This is a genomic window from Kineococcus aridisoli (assembly GCF_050871885.1).
Classification (GTDB): Bacteria; Actinomycetota; Actinomycetes; order Actinomycetales; family Kineococcaceae; genus Kineococcus.
This window is the reverse complement of record NZ_JBJLSF010000096.1, coordinates 1-18,192: the sequence shown is the minus strand read 5'-3', so window position 1 is coordinate 18,192 and position 18,192 is coordinate 1. Positions and strand designations below refer to the sequence as shown.

Here is an 18,192-nt window from a genome sequence, read left to right as displayed (position 1 = left end):
CGGCGCGCGACCGGCGCGCGCAGCAGGCGGCCGGCCACGGCCCTCGTCCCGTCCACCTGGTGGACGGTAGCGGCGCGGGGGGGGGGGGCGCCGCCCCCGGGGGGGGGGTGGGGCGCCGCCGGGGGGCCCCCCCCCGGGACGCACCTGATCGGAACCACTTCTTCGATCGAGCCAGACCCCGTCGGTGGACAGATGCTGACGGGCGTGCGGGGCGTCATATGGCGGACGCCCGCGGGAAGGAACCTCCGTGCTGATCGCACAGCGCCCCACCCTCACCGAGGACGTCGTCGACGAGTACCGCTCGCGCTTCGTCATCGAACCCCTCGAGCCCGGCTTCGGGTACACCCTCGGCAACTCGCTGCGCCGCACGCTGCTGTCGTCCATCCCGGGCGCCGCGGTGACGAGCCTGCGCATCGACGGCGTGCTCCACGAGTTCACGTCCGTGCCGGGGGTGAAGGAGGACGTCACCGAGATCGTCCTCAACGTCAAGAACCTCGTCGTCTCCTCCGAGCACGACGAGCCGGTCGTGATGTACCTGCGCAAGCAGGGCCCCGGCGCGGTCACCGCGGCCGACATCGCCCCGCCCGCCGGCGTCGAGGTCCACAACCCGGACCTGCACATCGCCACGCTCAACGGCAAGGGCAAGCTCGAGCTGGAGCTCACGGTCGAGCGCGGCCGCGGCTACGTCTCGGCGGCGCAGAACAAGAGCGGTGAGCAGGAGATCGGCCGCATCCCGGTCGACTCCATCTACTCGCCGGTCCTGAAGGTGACGTACAAGGTCGAGGCCACCCGCGTCGAGCAGCGGACGGACTTCGACCGCCTCGTCGTCGACGTCGAGACCAAGCACGCCATCACCCCGCGCGACGCGGTCGCCTCCGCCGGCAAGACGCTCGTCGAGCTGTTCGGCCTGGCCCGCGAGCTCAACGTCGAGGCCGAGGGCATCGACATGGGCCCCTCGCCCACCGACGCCGCGCTCGCGGCCGACCTCGCGCTCGAGATCGAGGCGCTGGACCTGACGGTCCGCTCCTACAACTGCCTCAAGCGCGAGGGCATCCACAGCGTCGGCGAACTGGTCTCGCGCAGCGAGGCCGACCTGCTCGACATCCGCAACTTCGGGCAGAAGTCCATCGACGAGGTCAAGGCCAAGCTGGTCGGCATGGGCCTGCACCTGAAGGACTCCCCGCCCGGGTTCGACCCGAGCGCTGTCGTCAACGACTTCGAGGACGACGACGCGTCGTTCGCCGAGGACGAGCAGCTCTGACCGTCCGCAGCCCCTCGCCCGCCCGCGGGTGAGGGGTCACACCGAGGAGACAACACAGCATGCCCACCCCCACCAAGGGTCCGCGGCTCGGCGGCGGGCCGGCCCACGAGAAGCTCATCCTCGCCAACCTGGCGACTGCGCTCTTCGAGCACCGCAGCATCACCACGACCGAGGCCAAGGCCAAGCGCCTGCGCCCGTACGCGGAGAAGCTGATCTCCTTCGCCAAGAAGGGTGACCTGGCCTCCCGCCGCCAGGTGATGAAGACCGTGCGCGACAAGTCCGTCGTGCACTTCCTCTTCACCGAGATCGCCCCGGCCATGGCCGAGCGCAACGGCGGCTACACCCGCATCGTGAAGATCGGCCCGCGCAAGGGCGACAACGCCCCCATGGCGGTCATCCAGCTCGTGATGGAGCCGGTCAGCGCCAAGCAGGGCGTCGTCCGCGAGGCCGAGCGCGCCGCCGCGGCGAGCGCTCCGGCCGCCGACGAGGTCGTCACCGGTGCCGAGGCCCCCGCGGCCACGGCCGACGAGCAGGCCGGCGGCGTCGAGCCGGGCGGCGTCGAGCAGCCCGACACCCTCCCCGACGAGGGCGTCGAGCTCGACGCGGCCGAGGCCGACCCCTCGGACGAGACGAAGGACAAGGCCTGAGCGCCTGCCCTCCCGCTGACGAGCCCGTCCTCCCCACCGGGGAGGGCGGGCTCGTCCGCGTGCGCCTGGACCTCGGCTACGACGGCACGCACTTCGCCGGCTGGGCCGAGCAGCCCGGCCTGCGCACCGTGCAGGGCGAGCTGCAGGCCGCGCTGGCCCGGGTGCTGCGCCTGCGGCCGGCACCGCGCCTGACGGTGGCCGGGCGCACCGACGCGGGCGTGCACGCCCGCGGCCAGGTCGCCCACGTGGACCTCCCGCGCGCCGCGTGGGCGGCGCTGCCCGGCCGCTCCGACGCGCCCCCGCCGCTGGCCCTGGTGCGCCGCCTGGCGGGCGTCCTGCCGCCCGACGTGCGGGTGCACGGCGCCCGGGTGGCCCCCGCCGGCTTCGACGCCCGCTTCGGCGCGCTGCGCCGCCGCTACGCCTACCGGGTCTGCGACGACCCCGCCGGCGTGCCCCCGCTGCGCCGCTTCGACGTGCTGCACCACCGCCGCCCGCTCGACGCGGCCGCCATGGACCTGGCCGCGGCGAGCCTGGTGGGCCTGCGCGACTTCGCGGCCTTCTGCAAGCCCCGCGAGGGCGCCACGACGGTGCGCACGCTGCTGGCCTACTCCTGGCGGCGCGAGGAGCAGGGCCCCGACGCGGGCCTGCTGGTCGCCGACGTGCAGGCCGACGCCTTCTGCCACTCGATGGTGCGCGCCCTCGTCGGCGCGGCCCTGGCGGTCGGCGTCGGCCGCCGCCCGCCGCCGTGGCCGCACGCCGTCGCGCAGGCGGCCGTGCGCGACCCGGGGGTGGTCGTCGTGGGCGCCCACGGGCTGACCCTCGAGGAGGTCGCCTACCCCGCCGACGCCGACCTGGAGGCGCGCGCGCGGCAGGCGCGCGCCGTGCGCACCCTGCCGTGAGCGGTGCCGCCCCGGCGGGGGCGGGCGCCGGGACCCGGCGGCCATCCGGCACGCTGGTGCCGTGCCCACGCTCGTCGTCGTCCGCCACGCCAAGGCGGACTCCCCGCTCGGTCTGCAGGACATCGCCCGCCCCCTCGCCGACCGCGGCCGGGCCGACGCCGTCGAGGCCGGCCGCTGGCTGGCCGAGAACGTCGGCGGCTGCGACCTGCTGCTGACCTCGCCCGCCCGGCGCACCGAGGAGACCACCGCCCGCCTGCTCGACGGCTGGGGCCTGCAGCCGGTCGTCGTGGACGAGGAGCGCCTCTACGAGGCCACCCTCGGCGACCTGCTGCGCATCGTGCGCGGCCTGGACACCGACCGCCCCGAGGCGACCGTCGCGCTGGTGGCGCACAACCCCGGCGCCAGCGCCCTCGTGGAGGCGCTGACCGGCGAGGTCGTCCAGCTGCGCACGGCGGGCATCGCGGTGGTGCGGGTGGAGGGGGAGTGGGCCGACGCGGACACCACCAGCTGCTCGCTGGTGCTGGCGCACACCGCCCGCGCGGAAACCACGCGCGCCGACTGAGCGCCGCCGGGCACACTGACCGCTCGTGAGCACACCGAGCGGGCGCAGCAGCGGGCACGTCGACGTCCAGGGCGTCAGCCACGAGCTGCCCGACGGGCGCCCCCTGCTCAGCGAGGTGACCTTCCGCGTCGCCGACGGCACCACGACGGCCCTGGTGGGCCCCAACGGCACCGGCAAGACGACGCTGCTGCGGCTGATCGCCGGCGACGAGCCGGTGCAGGAGGGCTCGATCGCGCGCAGCGGCGGGCTGGGGGTGATGCGCCAGTTCGTGGGCTCGGTGCGCGACGACACCTCGGTGGCCGAGCTGCTCGCCGCGGTCGCCCCCGCGCCGCTGCGGGCGGCCTTCGCCGCCCTCGACGCCGCCGAGACGGCGATGTTCGAGCAGGACACCGAGCGCTCGCAGCTGCGCTACGCGCAGGCCCTGGCCGACTTCGGCGACGCCGGCGGCTACGAGCAGGAGGTCGTCTGGGACGAGTGCACGCACGCGGCCCTGGGCGTCCCCTTCGAGGCCTGCCGCAACCGGCTGGTGCGCACGCTGTCGGGCGGCGAGCAGAAGCGGCTGGTGCTCGAGGCGCTGCTGCGCGGCCCGGAGGGCGTGCTGCTGCTCGACGAGCCCGACAACTACCTCGACGTGCCCGGCAAGCGCTGGCTGGAGGAGCAGCTGCGGACGACCGCGAAGTCGGTCCTGCTCGTCAGCCACGACCGCGAGCTGCTGGCCGCCGCCGCCGACCGCATCGTCACCCTCGAACCCGGCGCGCTGGGCGCGGTCTCGTGGACGCACGGCGGCTCCTTCGCCACCTACGGCGCCGCCCGCACCGCGCGCGCCGAGCGGCTGGAGGAGCTGCGCCGGCGCTGGGACGAGGAGCGGGTGAAGCTGCGCACGCTCGTGGTGACGCTGCGGGAGAAGGCGAAGTTCAACGACGGCATGTCCTCGCGCTACGCGGCGGCGCAGACGCGGCTGGCGAAGTTCGAGGCGGCCGGCCCGCCGCAGGCCCCGCCGGCCGCGCAGGACGTGCGGATGCGCCTGCGGGGCGGGCGGACCGGCAAGCGGGTGCTCGTGTGCGAGCGGCTGGAGCTGACCGGGCTGATGCGGCCCTTCGACGCCGAGCTGTGGATGGGCGACCGGGTGGCCGTGCTGGGCTCCAACGGCTCCGGCAAGTCGCACTTCCTGCGGCTGCTGGCCGCCGGCGGCTCCGACCCCGACGCCGAGCACCGGCCCGTCGACGAGCACGTGCCCGCGCCCGTGGCGCACACCGGCAGCGCCCGGCTGGGGGCGCGGGTGCGCCCGGGCTGGTTCGCCCAGACCCACGAGCAGCCCGCGCTCGTGGGGCGCACGCTGCTGGACGTGCTGCACCGCGGCACCGCGCACCGGGCCGGGATGGACCGCGAGAGCGCCTCGCGGGCCCTGGACCGCTACGGGTTGGCCGCGGCCGCCGAGCAGCGCTTCGAGCACCTGTCCGGCGGGCAGCAGGCGCGCCTGCAGATCCTGCTGCTGGAGCTGTCCGGCGCCACGCTGCTGCTGCTGGACGAGCCCACCGACAACCTCGACCTGCACTCCGCCGAGGCCCTGGAGCAGGCGCTGGAGGCCTACGAGGGCACCGTCGTCGCCGTCACCCACGACCGGTGGTTCGCCCGCGGCTTCGACCGCTTCCTCGTCTTCGGCGAGGACGGGCGCGTCGTGGAGTCCCCGGAGCCGGTCTGGGACGCGGCGCGCGTGGTCCGGGCGCGCTGACGGGCTCCACGGCGGGCTCCCGGCGGGCTCCACGGCGACCTCCCGGCGGGCTCCCCGGTGGGGCCCGGGAGGAGCCGTTTTGACCGTTGCGGCGAACGGCCGGTAACGTCGTGGTTCGTTGTGCCCACGCAGTGCCTGCCGACAGCGTTCCGGGATCTCCCGGCGCCGGAGGACCCGAGCGCGGGCCCAGTTCCGCAAATCGTCTCGAGGAGATGGGCAACCCCCGTGCGCACGTTCACCCCGAAGCCCGGCGACATCGACCGCCGCTGGCTCGTCATCGACGCGGAGGACGTCGTGCTGGGCCGGCTGGCGTCGCAGACGGCGACCCTGCTCCGCGGCAAGCACAAGCCGACCTTCGCCCCGCACGTCGACGGCGGTGACTACGTCATCATCGTCAACGCCGCCAAGGTGGCCCTCACGGGCTCCAAGCGCGACCAGAAGATCGCCTACCGGCACTCCGGCTACCCGGGCGGCCTGAAGGCCACCAGCTACGTGGACCTGCTGGAGAAGAACCCGGAGAAGGCCGTGGAGAAGGCGATCCGCGGCATGATCCCCAAGAACGCCCTGGGCCGCCAGGTCCTGAGCAAGCTCAAGGTCTACGCCGGCCCGGAGCACCCCCACGCGGCGCAGCAGCCCGTGCCCTACACGATCACCCAGGTCGCGCAGTGAGCCGCGGCACGCACACCGCGAACTGAGCGAGGAGAACCGTGGCTGAGTACACGACCGAGACCGTCGACGACATCACCGAGTCCGACGAGTTCACCGGCACCTACACCTCCGAGTCTGCCGAGCCGCAGACCGGCGGGTCGAGCATCATCGCCCCGGGCGGGGCCACCGGCCGCCGCAAGGAGGCCATCGCCCGCGTCCGCATCGTCCCCGGCTCCGGCCGCTGGACGATCAACGGCCGCGACCTGGAGAGCTACTTCCCGAACAAGGTGCACCAGCAGCTCGTCAACGAGCCGTTCCGCGTCACCGCGCTCGAGGGCTCCTTCGACGTCATCGCCCGCATCCACGGCGGCGGCTCCTCCGGCCAGGCCGGTGCGCTGCGCCTGGGCGTCGCCCGCGCGCTCAACGGCATCGACCTCGAGGCCAACCGCCCGGCGCTGAAGAAGGCCGGGTTCCTGACCCGCGACCCGCGCGCCACCGAGCGCAAGAAGGCCGGTCTGAAGAAGGCGCGCAAGGCGCCGCAGTTCAGCAAGCGCTGATCGACCCTCGCACCAGCGAGGTACCGTCCACGACGGCCCCGGGGAACGCCTTCCCGGGGCCGTTCGTGGTGTCAGGGCCGCATCGGCCGAGTGGGTGAGGGGACGCGGACGTGGGACGGCTGTTCGGGACCGACGGCGTGCGGGGGCTGGCGAACGTCGACCTCACCGCCGACATGGCGCTGGGTCTGGCCGTCGCGGCCGCCACCGTGCTCGTCGACGAGGGCGGCAGCGCCCACCCGCGCGCGCTCGTGGCGCGCGACCCGCGCGCCTCGGGGGAGTTCCTGTCCGCCGCCGTCGTCGCCGGCCTGGCCAGCGCGGGCGTGGACGTCCTGGACATCGGCGTCGTGCCGACCCCGGCGCTGGCCCACCTGGTGCGCACCAGCGGCGCGGACTTCGGCGTCGTGCTGTCCGCCTCGCACAACCCCATGCCCGACAACGGGCTGAAGATCTTCGCCCGCGGCGGCACGAAGCTGCCCGACGACGTCGAGGACGCCATCGAGGGCGCCTACCGCGAGGGTTCGGGCCGGCGGCCCACCGGCGCGGGCGTCGGCCGCGTCCACGCCGGTCCGGACGTCGAGCAGGACGCCGCCGACACCTACGTCGACCACCTGCTGTCCACGCTGCCCGCCGGCCCGGGTTCCCTGGCCGGCCTGCACGTCGTCGTGGACTGCGCCAACGGCGCCGCGAGCGCGATCGCACCGCGGGTGCTCGCCGAGGCGGGCGCGCGGGTGACGACGATGTTCGCCGCACCCGACGGGCTGAACATCAACGACGGCTGCGGGTCCACCCACCTGGAGCCGCTGACGGCCGCGGTGCTCGCCCACGGCGCGGACGTCGGCATCGCCCACGACGGCGACGCCGACCGCTGCCTGGCCGTGGACGCCGAGGGCCGCACCGTCGACGGCGACCAGATCATGGCCGTGCTCGCCCTCGCGCTGCGCGACCGCGGGCAGCTGGCCGAGGACACCCTGGTGGCCACCGTCATGAGCAACCTCGGGCTGCGGCTGGCCATGCAGCACGAGGGCGTGCACGTGGTGGAGACCGGCGTCGGCGACCGCTACGTGCTGGAGGCGCTGAACTCCGGCGGCTGGAGCATCGGCGGCGAGCAGAGCGGCCACGTCGTGCTGCCCGCCCACGCCACCACCGGCGACGGGGTGCTGACCGCCGTGCAGCTGCTGGCCCGCATGAGGGAGACCGGCCGCTCGCTGGCCGAGCTGGCCGGTGTCGTGCAGCGCCTGCCGCAGGTCCTCGTCAACGTCCGCGGGGTGGAGAAGTCCCGCGCCGGCAGCGACGACGAGCTGCTGGCCGCGGTCGCCGCCGCCGAGGCCGAGCTCGGCGAGACGGGGCGGGTCCTGCTGCGCCCCAGCGGCACCGAACCCCTGGTGCGGGTGATGGTGGAGGCCGCGCACACCGAGCACGCCCAGCAGGTCGCCGACCGGCTGGCCGGCGTCGTGCGCGAGCGGCTGACCCCGGCCTGAGCCGAAACCCGGTGGCGCGGGCCACCGGGTCCCTGGCTCACTGACCGGGTGCGCCCCACGCCGTCCGTCCCCACGCCGCCCGTCCCCGCGGCACCCGCCTCCGCAGCGCCGGCCCCCGTGGTGGTCACCTCCACGAGCAGCGACGCCGCGGACCGCTCCGGGTGGGCCGCGCGGCACTTCGACGCCTGGTACGACGAGCTCGTGGCCGGGCAGTCGGCCGGTCGCCCCGACCCGGCGTGCTGGCAGCGCGCGGAGCTGCGCGCCGAGCTGGAGCGCGGCAGCGCCGAGGAGCGCGTCCACTGGCTGCTGGCCCACCGGGACGGCCGGGCCGTCGGCGCCGCCGAGGTGCGCCTGACGCTGCTGGACAACCTCCACGTCGCCGCGGTCGAGCTGGCCGTGGGCCCCGAGCACCGCCGCCGCGGCGTGGGCACCCGGCTGCTGGGCGCAGCGCTCGACGTGGCCGCCGCCGCGGGCCGCACGAGCGTGCGCACCGCCGTGGAGCACCCGGTGCAGGCCGACCCGGCGCGCTGGCCGGGGTTGCTGGCGGCCCGGCGGTGGGGCTTCGAGCGGGGTCGCTCCGAGGCCCGCCGGCAGCTGCAGCTGCCCGTGCCCGCCGGGCGCCTGGAGGCGCTGGAGGCCGGCGCCCGCCCGCACGCCGAGGGCTACCGGCTGCGCGCCTGGGCCGGGCCCGTGCCCGAGCAGGACCTCGACGCGGTGGCGGCCCTGGCGGCGCGGATGAGCACCGACGCGCCGTCGGGGGACCTGCGGGTCGAGCCGGAGGCGTGGGACGCCGCCCGCGTGCGCGAGAACGAGGCGGCCCGCGCCGCCCAGGGGCGCCGGCAGTGGCTCGCGGTCGCCGCCGCCCCGTCCGGGGAGCTGGTGGGCTACACGATGCTCGTGCAGTCCGCGCACGAACCGGAGCGGCTGCTGCAGTGGGACACCCTCGTGGTGCGCGAGCACCGCGGTCACCGGCTGGGCACGCTGCTGAAGGTGGCGTGCCTGCGCGCCGCGGTCGCCGACGCGCCGCAGGCCCGCCGGGTGACGACCTGGAACGCCGTCTCCAACGCCCCGATGATCGCCGTCAACGAGGCGCTGGGCTTCCGCTGGGACGAGACGGTCGAGGAGCTGGAGGCGGACGTCGCCGACGTGCGCGCAGCCCTGGCGCGCTGAGGCGCACCGGGCCACCCGGGCCACCCGGGCCGCAGCTCACCCGCTCACCCGCGCAGCACCTCGCCGATGCGGCGCGCGGCCTCCCGCAACCGGTCCGGGCCGGTGGCGGCGTAGCCGAGGACCAGCCCGGGCGGGCCCGGCCGCAGCCGGTGCAGGCCCAGCGGCGCGACCGCCACCCCGCGCCGCAGCAGGGCGTCGGCCACCTCGGCGTCCTCGGCGCCGGCCGGCAGCGCGAGCAGCAGGTGCAGCCCGGCCGGCACCCCCTGCACCCGCGCCCCGGGCACGTGCTCGCGCAGCCCCGCGAGCAGGGCGTCGCGGCGGGCCCGCTGGCGCAGGCGCACCCGCCGCAGGTGCGCCTGCAGCTGCCCGGTGGCCAGCAGGTCGGCCAGGGCCAGCTGCGGCAGGACCGGCCCGGCGATGTCACCGGCGTGCCGGGCCGCGAGCAGGTCGGCGCGCAGGTGCGCCGGAGCGGCCAGCCAGCCCAGCCGCAACCCCGGCGCGAGCGTCTTGGAGGTGCTGCCGGTGTGGGCGACGCGCTCGGGAGCGGAGGCCTGCAGCGCGGGCACGGGGGCGCGGTCGTAGCGGTGCTCGGCGTCGTAGTCGTCCTCGACGACCAGCCTGTCCGGCCCGTCGGCGGCCCACGCCAGCAGCTCGCGCCGGCGGGCGGGGGAGAGCACCACCCCGGTCGGGAACTGGTGCGCCGGTGTCACCACGGCCACGTCGGCCGCCGCCGCGCGCAGCTGGGCGACGTCCAGGCCGTCGGCGTCGACGCCGACGCCGACCGGCGCCAGCCCCCAGTGCGCGAGCTGGCCGCGCGCCCCGGCCGAGCCGGGGTCCTCGACGGCGACCGCCGCGTGCCCGCGGGCGCGCAGCACCTGCGCCAGCAGGGCGAGGGCCTGCGCCACGCCGGAGGTGACCAGCAGCGCGTCGGGGTGCACCCGCACGCCCCGGGTGCGGGCCAGCCAGCCCGCGAGCTCGGCGCGCAGGCGGGGGTGGCCGCGCGGGTCGCCGTAGCCCAGGTCGGCGGCGGCCGCGGTGGCCAGGGCGCGGCGCTCGGCGCGCAGCCACGCGGCGCGGGGGAAGGCGGACAGGTCCGGCAGCCCCGGCCACAGGTCCAGCTCGACGGCGCGCCGGGGCCGCGAGCCCACCGGGAACGGCGCACCGGCCGGTGCGGGCTCCGGTGCGGGTCCCGGTGCGCCGGGACCCGGTGGGCGGTGCGCGGCGGCGACCCGGGTCCCGGAGCCCACGCGGGCCAGCAGCAGCCCCTCCTCCGCGAGGCGCTGGTAGGCCCCCACCACGACGCCGCGGGAGACGCCGAGGTCGCCGGCGAGGGTGCGCGCCGCCGGCAGCGCGTCACCGGGTGCGAGCGTGCCGTCGAGCACGGCCGCGCGCAGCCGGCCCGTGAGCCAGCCGCCGAGCGTGCGCCGCGGCACCCCGGTCGCGTCGAGCTGCAGGAAGTCGGTGCCGCGCGGCGGGCCGTCCACCGGTGCTCCCCTCGTCGATCGGTCCCGGACGCCGATTGGTCCCGCACGGCCGTCGCGGATCGGTCCTGTTCGGCGGACCACCCGCCGCGCAGCATGGCAGCCGTGGACAGGACGGACCAGGGGGTGACCCCGCGCACGACCCCGCGCACGACCCGCTGGGCGGTGCTGGCCGGGGTGCTGGCGATGACGGCCGTCGGCGGCAGCACGGCGGTCTCCGGGCAGCTCGCGCACGCGCCGCTGGCCGCGCCGCAGGCGCTGCGCTACGCACTGGCGTGCGCGCTGCTGCTGGTGGCGGCGCGGGCGGGCCGGCAGCCGGTGCGCCGCCCGCGCGGTGCGGAGTGGGCGTGGCTGGCGGGGGTGGCCGGCAGCGGGCTGCTGCTGTTCAACGTGGCGCTGGTGCGCGGTGCCGAGCACGCCGAGCCGGCCGTGTTCGGGGTGGCCGTGGCCAGCGTGCCGCTGGTCCTGGTGCTCGCGGGGCGCCGCCGGCCCGCGCCCCGCGCGCTCGCGGCGGCGCTGCTGGTCGGCGCGGGTGCGGTGCTGCTGCACGGCGCGGGCCGCAGCGACGCCGAGGGCCTGGGCTGGGCGCTGCTCGTGCTGGCCGGGGAGGTGGGCTTCACCCTGCTCGCGGTGCCGGTGCTGGCCCGTCACGGGGCGTTCGGGGTGTCGGTGCACACCACGTGGATGGCCGCGGCGGGCTTCGCCGCGGCCGCGCTGCTGGGGCCGGGGCCCGCCGCGGTGCGCCTGAGGCCCGCCGACCTGCTCGCGGTCGCCTACCTGGCGGTGGCCGTGACCGCGGTGGCGTTCGTGCTCTGGTACTCCTGCGTGCGCCGCCTCGGCGCGGGCCGGGCGGGGCTGCTGACCGGGGTCGCCCCGCCGGCGGCGGCGGTGGGCGGGGTGCTGCTGGGCGCCCCGGCCCCGGGGGCGGCGGGCTGGGCCGGGCTCGCGCTCGTCGTGGCGGGGCTGGTGGTGGGGCTCACACCTTCCGCAGGCGCACCTGGCGCACGGAGTGGTCGGGGCCCTTCTGCAGCACGCAGGTGGCGCGACCGCGCGTCGGCCGCACGTTCTCCAGCAGGTTCGGCTCGTTGATGTCGGCCCAGATCCGCTCGGCGCGGGCGACGGCCTGGGTGTCGGTGAGCGTGGCGTAGCGGTGGAAGTACGACTCGGGCTTGGAGAAGGCCGTGCGGCGCAGCTCCAGGAAGCGCGAGACGTACCAGGAGCGGACGTCCTCGGTGCGCGCGTCGACGTAGAGGGAGAAGTCGAAGTAGTCGCTGACGGCCACCCCCTGGGTGCCGTCGGCGCGCACCCGCGCCGGCTGCAGCACGTTGAGCCCCTCGACGATGAGCACGTCGGGGCGGCGCACCACCGTCTGCTCGCCCGCCACGATGTCGTAGACCAGGTGCGAGTACACCGGCGCGCGCACCTCGGGGGCCCCGGACTTCACCGCCGAGAGGAAGCGCAGCAGCGCCCGCCGGTCGTAGGACTCCGGGAAGCCCTTGCGGTGCAGGATGCCGCGCCGCTCCAGCTCGGCGTTGGGCAGCAGGAAGCCGTCGGTGGTGACCAGCTCCACCCGCGGCGTCTCCGGCCAGTGCGAGAGCAGCTCGCGCAGCACGCGGGCGGTCGTCGACTTGCCGACGGCCACCGAGCCCGCGATGCCGATGACGAACGGGGTGCGCTCGACCTCCTCGCCCAGGAACGTCGAGGTCGCCGCGTGCAGCGAGCCCACCGAGCGGTCGTAGAGGGTCAGCAGCCGCGACAGCGGCAGGTAGACCTCCTCGACCTCGCGCAGGTCGACGCGGTCGCCGAGGCCGCGCAGCCGGGCGACGTCCTCGCCGGTGAGCGTCAGCGGGGTGGCGGCGCGCAGCGCGCTCCAGTGCTCGCGGTCGAGCACGACGTAGGGGTTGGCCGTGGGGGCCTGCCCGTGGACCTGGCCGTGGACCTGCCCGTGGTGGGCCTGTCCCGGGGTCGCCGGGCCTGCCGCCGCGGACGCGGGTGTGCCCGTGTTCACCGGCGCGAGGCTACCGGGTGACCTCGACACCCCCGCGTCCACAGGTGGGCCTGCCCCCGTGCGCGGGACCGTACCCTCGGAGGCATGTGCGGAATCGTCGGGTACGTGGGGACGCCGGCTGCGGTCGGCGCGGGGGTTGACGGCACCGAGGTCGTCCTCGAGGGCCTGCGCCGGCTGGAGTACCGCGGCTACGACTCGGCGGGCATCGCCGTGGTGACGGGCGAGGGGGTCGAGACCCGCAAGAAGGCCGGCAAGCTCGCCAACCTCGTGGAGGTCCTCGGCGCCGAGCCGCTGCCCGCGGCGGCCACGGCCATCGGCCACACCCGCTGGGCCACCCACGGCGGGCCGACCGACGCCAACGCCCACCCGCACCTGGACGCCTCCGGCCGCGTCGCGGTCATCCACAACGGCATCGTCGAGAACTTCGCGCTCCTGCGCGCCGAGCTGCTGGAGGCCGGGACGGAGTTCAGCAGCGAGACCGACACCGAGGTCGTCGCCCACCTGCTCGGCCGCGCGCACGCCGCCGACCCCGGCGCCGGCCTCGCGGCGGCGATGCGCGCGGTCTGCGCCCGGCTGGAGGGCGCGTTCACGCTGCTGGCCGTGCACGCCGACGAGCCCGGCACGATCGTCGGCGCGCGCCGCAACTCCCCGCTCGTCGTGGGCCTGGGCGAGGGCGCCAACTACCTCGGCTCGGACGTGGCGGCCTTCATCGCGCACACCCGCGAGGCCCTCGAGCTGGGCCAGGACCAGATCGTGACGATCACCCCGGACGCGGTGCAGGTGACCGGTTTCGACGGTTCGCCCGCGCAGGGCCGCCGGTTCCACGTGGACTGGGACGCCTCCGCGGCCGAGAAGGGCGGTTTCCCCTCGTTCATGGCCAAGGAGATCCACGACCAGCCGCAGGCGATCGCCGACACCCTGCTCGGGCGCACCGACGCGGGCGGGCGCCTGCAGCTGGACGAGATGAAGATCTCCGAGGCGGAGCTGCGCAGCGTCGACAAGATCGTCGTCATCGCCTGCGGCACGGCCGCCTACGCCGGCCAGGTCGCCAAGTACGCCATCGAGCACTGGTGCCGCATCCCCGTCGAGGTGGAGCTGGCCCACGAGTTCCGCTACCGCGACCCCGTCGTCTCCGAGCGCACCCTCGTCGTGGCGATCTCGCAGTCCGGCGAGACGATGGACACCATCATGGCCGTCCGGCACGCCCGCGAGCAGGGCGCGAAGGTCCTGGCCATCTGCAACACCAACGGCTCCACCATCCCCCGCGAGTCCGACGCGGTGCTCTACACCCACGCCGGCCCGGAGATCGCGGTCGCCTCCACCAAGGCGTTCCTCGCGCAGATCACCGCCTGCTACCTGCTGGGGCTGTACCTGGCGCAGCTGCGCGGGGACAAGTTCGCCGACGAGGTCGCCGAGGTGCTCGCGCAGCTGCACGAGGTCCCCGGCCAGGTGCGCCAGGTCCTCGACGGCCTCGAACAGGTCCGCGAGATCGCCCGGTACATGGCCGACACCCGCTCGGTGCTCTTCCTGGGCCGCCACGTCGGCTACCCGGTGGCGATGGAGGGAGCGCTGAAGCTCAAGGAGCTCGCCTACATCCACGCCGAGGGCTTCGCCGCCGGCGAGCTCAAGCACGGTCCCATCGCGCTCGTCGAGCCCGGCCAGCCGGTGTTCGTCGTGGTGCCCAGCCCGCGCGGTCGCGACTCGCTGCACTCCAAGGTCGTCTCCAACATCCAGGAGGTGCGCGCCCGCGGCGCGCGGACCCTGGTCATCGCCGAGCACGGCGACACCGACGTCGAGCCCTTCGCGGACGTGGTCATCCGCATCCCGCGCACCTCCACGCTGCTCTCGCCGCTGCTGGCCGTCGTCCCGCTGCAGGTGTTCGCCTGCGAGCTGGCCACCGCCAAGGGCCTGGACGTGGACCAGCCGCGCAACCTCGCCAAGTCCGTCACCGTCGAGTGAGCCCGGGGTGCTCCCCGCCCGGGGAGCACCCCGCCGCAGCACCCCACCGCAGCACCCCGCCGTGGGCGGCCGCGGGCGCGCGTGGGACCGTGACGCCGGCGGAGGAGGCTGAGGCAATGATCGTCGGAGTGGGCATCGACGTCGTCGACATCGCGCGGTTCGTGCGGCAGGTCCAGCGCACGCCGCGGCTGCTGGAGCGGCTGTTCGGCGACGGGGAGCGGGGCCTGCCGCCGGAGTCGCTGGCCGCGCGCTTCGCCGCCAAGGAGGCCGTCGCCAAGTCGCTGGGCGCCCCGGTGGGCCTGGTGTGGCGCGACGTCGTCGTCGAGCGCGAGCACGGCCACCGCCCCGAGGTCGTCGTCAAGGGCAGCGCCAAGGAGATCGCCGAGCGGATGGGCGTGGAGCGCTTCCACCTCTCGCTCTCCCACGACGCCGGCATCGCCAGCGCGATGGTGGTCGCCGAGGGGCGCTGACCGCCCGCCGGTGCCAGGCTCGCGCTCGTGATCGCCGCGCACTCCGCCGACTCCGTCCGCGCCGCCGAGCGGGCCGCCCTGGCGGCCCTGCCGCCGGACGCGCTCATGCAGCGGGCCGCCGCGGCCCTGGACGTCGAGTGCGCCCGCGCGCTGCGCGCGGCCACCGGCGGCCTGGTCGGGCGCCGCGTCGTGGTCCTCGCCGGCTCCGGCGACAACGGCGGGGACGCCCTGCTGGCCGGCGCCCGGCTGGCCCGCCGCGGCGCGGCCGTCCTCGCGCTGCGCACCGCCCCCGCCGTCCACGCCGAGGGCGAGCGCGCCGCCCGCGCCGCCGGGGCCCGGGTGCGCGACTGGGCCGGGGGCGACGCCGCCACCTGCGCCGCAGCCGACCTGCTGCTCGACGGCGTCGCCGGGTTGCGCGGGCGCGGCGGGCTGCGCGCCCCCCTCGACGCGCTGCCGGCGGCGCTGGCCGGCGCGGGCGGGCCCGTCGTCGTCGCCGTCGACCTGCCCAGCGGCCTGGACGCCGACTCCGGTGCCGTGAGCGGCACCGTCCTGCCCGCCGACCTGACCGTCACCTTCGGCACCGCCAAGCCCGCGCACCTGCTCGGGCCGGCGGCCGGGCTGTGCGGGCGCCTGGTCGTGGCCGACATCGGCGTCGCCGAGCTGCCGGGCGCCCCGGCGGTCGAGCGCGTCGAGCTGGCCGACGTGGCCCGCCGCTGGCGGCGCGCCGGGGCGGGCGACGACAAGTACTCCCGCGGGGTCGTCGGCGTCGTCGCCGGCGGTCCCGACTACACCGGCGCCGCCGTGCTGGCCGTCGAGGCCGCCGTCCGCGCCGGTGCCGGGATGGTGCGCTACGCCGGGCCGGAGCACCCGGCCGAGGTCGTCCGCCACCGCCGCCCGGAGGCCGTCGTCGGCACCGGCCGGGTGCAGGCCTGGGTGCTGGGCCCCGGCGTCTCGCCCGACGACGAGGAGCAGCAGGGGCGCATCCGGGACGCGCTGGCCTCCGGCGAGCCCGCGGTCGTGGACGCCGGCGCCCTCGGCGGCCTGCCGGACGCCCTCGGCCCGCAGCACGTGCTCACCCCGCACGCCGGGGAGCTGTCCCGGCTGCTGGGCGCGCTCGGTGCCGGGGCCTCGCGCGCCGAGGTGGAGGCGGACCCGCTGGCGCACGCCCGCCGGGTGCACGAGGCGACCGGCGCGACCGTGCTGCTCAAGGGCGCGGTGACCACCGTCGTCGGTGCCGGGCGGGTGCTGACGGCCGCGGCCGCGCCGCCGTGGCTGTCCACCGCGGGGGCCGGGGACGTGCTGGCCGGGATCCTCGGGGCGGCCCTCGCGGGCCGGCCGCACGACCCGCCCGCCGAGGTCGCCGCCGACGCCGCGGCGCTGCACGGCTGGGCCGCGGCGCTGGCCTCCGCGGGCGGGCCGCTGGCGGCCCTGGACGTCGCCGACGCCGTGCCCGCGGCCCTCACCTCGCTGCCGGGCTGGCCCGGCGGGGAGGTCCCGGGCTCCTGATCGGCGGGCGGGTACCGTCGGGACGTGGCACACGAACCGGTGGGGGGTCCCGAGCGCGCGCCGCGGCCGGGCGTGCCGGCCGAGGCGGTGGTCGACCTGGACGCCGTCGCGCACAACGTCGGCGTGGTCCGCTCCGCGGTCGCGCCCGCGCAGGTGATGGCCGTCGTCAAGGCCGACGCCTACGGGCACGGCCTGGTGCCGGTGGCGCGCGCCGCGCTCGCCGGCGGGGCGACGTGGCTGGGCGTGGCCCACGTGCACGAGGCGCTGGCCCTGCGCGCCGCGGGCGTGGAGGCGGACCTGCTGGCCTGGATCCTCACCCCCGGCACCGACCTGGCGCAGGCGGTGGCCGGGCGCGTGGACCTGTCGGTGGCCGCGGTGTGGGCGCTGGAGGAGGTCGTCGCCGCGGCCCGCGCCACCGGGACGACCGCACAGGTGCACCTGGAGGTCGACACCGGCATGTCCCGCGGCGGCGCCTCGCCCGCGGAGTGGCCGGCGCTGCTGGACGCGGTCGCGAAGCACGTCGCCGACGGCCTCGTGCGGGTGCGCGGCACGTGGGCGCACTTCGCCAGCGCCGACGTGCCGGGCGACCCCTCGGTGCCCGCCCAGCTGGCGGCCTTCGAGGAGGCCCTGGAGCTGGCCCGCCGCCACGGCGTCGAGCCGGGGCTGCGCCACCACGCCAACTCCGCGGCCGCCCTGTTCGTGCCGCAGGCGCGCTACGACCTCGTGCGCGCCGGGCTGGCGGTCTACGGGCTGAGCCCCTCGCCCGAGCGCGCCTCCGGCGCCGAGCTGGGCCTGGTGCCGGCGATGGCGCTGGCGGCCCGGCTGGCCCACGTGCGCCGGGTGCCGCAGGGTGCAGGGGTGTCCTACGGGCTCACCTACCAGGTGCCGCGCGAGACCACCCTCGGCCTCGTGCCCCTCGGCTACGGCGACGGGCTGCCGCGGCACGCCTCCTGGGACGGCACCCGCTCCGGGGAGGTGCTCGTCGCCGGCGCCCGGCGGCGCATCGCCGGGCGCGTGTGCATGGACCAGGTGGTCGTCGACCTCGGCGACGACGTCGCCGCCCCCGGCGACCCGGCGCTCGTCTTCGGACCCGGCACGGGCGGGGAGGCGACGGCCGACGACTGGGCGCAGGCCGCCGGCACGATCTCGTGGGAGGTCGTCACCCGCATCGGCGCGCGGGTGCCCCGCCGCTACGTGGGCGCGCTCGCGGACCGGCCCGCGGACCGGTCCGCCCCGAGCACCGCGGGGACGGGGGCGTGAAGCCGGCGTTGCGCGCCGCGCGCAGCCACCGCCCCGCCGCCCGCCGCGAGGAGCTGCACCCGCTGACCGGCGAGCCGGTGGAGGTGCTCACCGACGACGGCGTGCGCCTGCACGTGGAGGTCGACCCGGCCGACCGCCCCGACGCGCCCGCGGTGGTGCTCTGCCACGGCTACGCCCTCACCGCCGACACCTGGCACTTCCAGCGGCTGGCGCTGCGCGGGCGCTACCGGCTGGTGCTGCCCGAGCACCGCGGGCACGGCCGCTCCGAGCGCGGCCCCGCCGGGAGCCTGACGATCGCCCGGCTCGCCGACGACCTCGGGCAGGTGATCGACCAGGTCGCGCCCACCGGCCCGCTCGTGCTCGTGGGGCACTCCCTGGGCGGCATGACCGTCATGGAGCTGGCGGTGCGCCGGCCGGACCTGCTGCCGCGGATCGAGGCCGTGGGGGGGGGGGGGGGGGGGGGGGGGGGGGGGGGGGGGGGGGGGGGGGGGGGGGGGGGGGGGGGGGGGGGGGGGGGTGGGGGGGGGGGGGGGGGGGGGGGGGGGGTGGGGGGG

Annotated in this window: 17 protein-coding genes; 15 read left to right on the top strand and 2 right to left on the bottom strand. The window is 77.1% G+C overall.

The features are described from left to right. The first annotated feature begins 247 nt into the window (after positions 1 to 247). The 9 genes from ACRYM2_RS19755 to ACRYM2_RS19715 all read left to right on the top strand — a co-directional run bounded on the left by ACRYM2_RS19755 (position 248) and on the right by ACRYM2_RS19715 (position 8,954). Positions 248 to 1,261: a DNA-directed RNA polymerase subunit alpha gene (locus ACRYM2_RS19755; protein WP_166614012.1), complete on the top strand. Its 1,014-nt coding sequence runs from the start codon at positions 248 to 250 to the stop codon at positions 1,259 to 1,261. A gap of 59 nt (positions 1,262 to 1,320) precedes the next feature. Next, the gene (gene rplQ / locus ACRYM2_RS19750; protein ID WP_432524141.1) at positions 1,321 to 1,908 is read left to right on the top strand and encodes a 50S ribosomal protein L17; all 588 of its coding nucleotides are present in this window, start codon (positions 1,321 to 1,323) and stop codon (positions 1,906 to 1,908) included. Positions 1,909 to 1,967: 59 nt separating this feature from the next. Next, positions 1,968 to 2,807, top strand: a complete 840-nt coding sequence (locus ACRYM2_RS19745; RefSeq protein ID WP_432524140.1) for a tRNA pseudouridine synthase A — start codon at positions 1,968 to 1,970, stop codon at positions 2,805 to 2,807. A gap of 61 nt (positions 2,808 to 2,868) precedes the next feature. Further along, positions 2,869 to 3,369 (top strand): SixA phosphatase family protein, encoded by a 501-nt coding sequence (locus ACRYM2_RS19740; RefSeq protein WP_432524139.1) that lies wholly within the window; start codon positions 2,869 to 2,871, stop codon positions 3,367 to 3,369. Positions 3,370 to 3,394: 25 nt separating this feature from the next. Next, positions 3,395 to 5,101, top strand: coding sequence for an ABC-F family ATP-binding cassette domain-containing protein (locus ACRYM2_RS19735; protein WP_432524138.1), 1,707 nt, complete (start codon positions 3,395 to 3,397; stop codon positions 5,099 to 5,101). 225 nt (positions 5,102 to 5,326) lie between these two features. Next, a complete protein-coding gene (gene rplM / locus ACRYM2_RS19730; protein ID WP_432524137.1) occupies positions 5,327 to 5,770 on the top strand; it encodes a 50S ribosomal protein L13 in 444 nt (147 codons plus the stop codon). Between the two features lie 38 nt (positions 5,771 to 5,808). Beyond that, on the top strand, positions 5,809 to 6,306 hold the full coding sequence (gene rpsI, locus ACRYM2_RS19725; protein WP_432524136.1) for a 30S ribosomal protein S9: 498 nt from the start codon (positions 5,809 to 5,811) through the stop codon (positions 6,304 to 6,306). Between the two features lie 110 nt (positions 6,307 to 6,416). Next, positions 6,417 to 7,784, top strand: a complete 1,368-nt coding sequence (gene glmM / locus ACRYM2_RS19720; protein ID WP_432524135.1) for a phosphoglucosamine mutase — start codon at positions 6,417 to 6,419, stop codon at positions 7,782 to 7,784. Between the two features lie 48 nt (positions 7,785 to 7,832). Beyond that, positions 7,833 to 8,954, top strand: a complete 1,122-nt coding sequence (locus ACRYM2_RS19715) for a GNAT family N-acetyltransferase (RefSeq protein WP_432524134.1) — start codon at positions 7,833 to 7,835, stop codon at positions 8,952 to 8,954. Between the two features lie 44 nt (positions 8,955 to 8,998). Here ACRYM2_RS19715 and pdxR read toward each other — a convergent pair whose 3' ends face one another. Further along, on the bottom strand, positions 8,999 to 10,438 hold the full coding sequence (gene pdxR, locus ACRYM2_RS19710) for a MocR-like pyridoxine biosynthesis transcription factor PdxR (protein ID WP_432524133.1): 1,440 nt from the start codon (positions 10,436 to 10,438) through the stop codon (positions 8,999 to 9,001). A gap of 102 nt (positions 10,439 to 10,540) precedes the next feature. On the opposite strand from pdxR, the gene ACRYM2_RS19705 reads away from it, so the two are divergent. After that, a complete protein-coding gene (locus tag ACRYM2_RS19705) occupies positions 10,541 to 11,524 on the top strand; it encodes an EamA family transporter (RefSeq protein ID WP_432524132.1) in 984 nt (327 codons plus the stop codon). On the opposite strand, the gene coaA is transcribed toward ACRYM2_RS19705, so the two are convergent. Beyond that, positions 11,412 to 12,326, bottom strand: coding sequence for a type I pantothenate kinase (coaA, locus tag ACRYM2_RS19700; RefSeq protein WP_432524142.1), 915 nt, complete (start codon positions 12,324 to 12,326; stop codon positions 11,412 to 11,414). The two genes, ACRYM2_RS19705 and coaA, sit on opposite strands and share 113 nt — an antisense overlap. A 201-nt stretch (positions 12,327 to 12,527) precedes the next feature. Here coaA and glmS point away from each other — a divergent pair, with 201 nt between their 5' ends. The 5 genes from glmS to ACRYM2_RS19675 form a co-directional block, all read left to right on the top strand. Further along, positions 12,528 to 14,402: a glutamine--fructose-6-phosphate transaminase (isomerizing) gene (gene glmS / locus ACRYM2_RS19695; RefSeq protein ID WP_432524131.1), complete on the top strand. Its 1,875-nt coding sequence runs from the start codon at positions 12,528 to 12,530 to the stop codon at positions 14,400 to 14,402. Positions 14,403 to 14,518: 116 nt separating this feature from the next. Continuing rightward, on the top strand, positions 14,519 to 14,872 hold the full coding sequence (locus tag ACRYM2_RS19690) for a holo-ACP synthase (RefSeq protein WP_432524130.1): 354 nt from the start codon (positions 14,519 to 14,521) through the stop codon (positions 14,870 to 14,872). A 27-nt stretch (positions 14,873 to 14,899) separates the two neighbouring features. Further along, positions 14,900 to 16,378: an NAD(P)H-hydrate epimerase gene (locus tag ACRYM2_RS19685; protein ID WP_432524129.1), complete on the top strand. Its 1,479-nt coding sequence runs from the start codon at positions 14,900 to 14,902 to the stop codon at positions 16,376 to 16,378. Positions 16,379 to 16,402: 24 nt separating this feature from the next. Continuing rightward, the gene (gene alr / locus ACRYM2_RS19680; RefSeq protein WP_432524128.1) at positions 16,403 to 17,638 is read left to right on the top strand and encodes an alanine racemase; all 1,236 of its coding nucleotides are present in this window, start codon (positions 16,403 to 16,405) and stop codon (positions 17,636 to 17,638) included. Continuing rightward, positions 17,635 to 18,192: alpha/beta fold hydrolase (locus ACRYM2_RS19675; RefSeq protein ID WP_432524127.1), on the top strand; the 558-nt coding region annotated here is incomplete at its 3' end. The genes alr and ACRYM2_RS19675, both read left to right, overlap by 4 nt.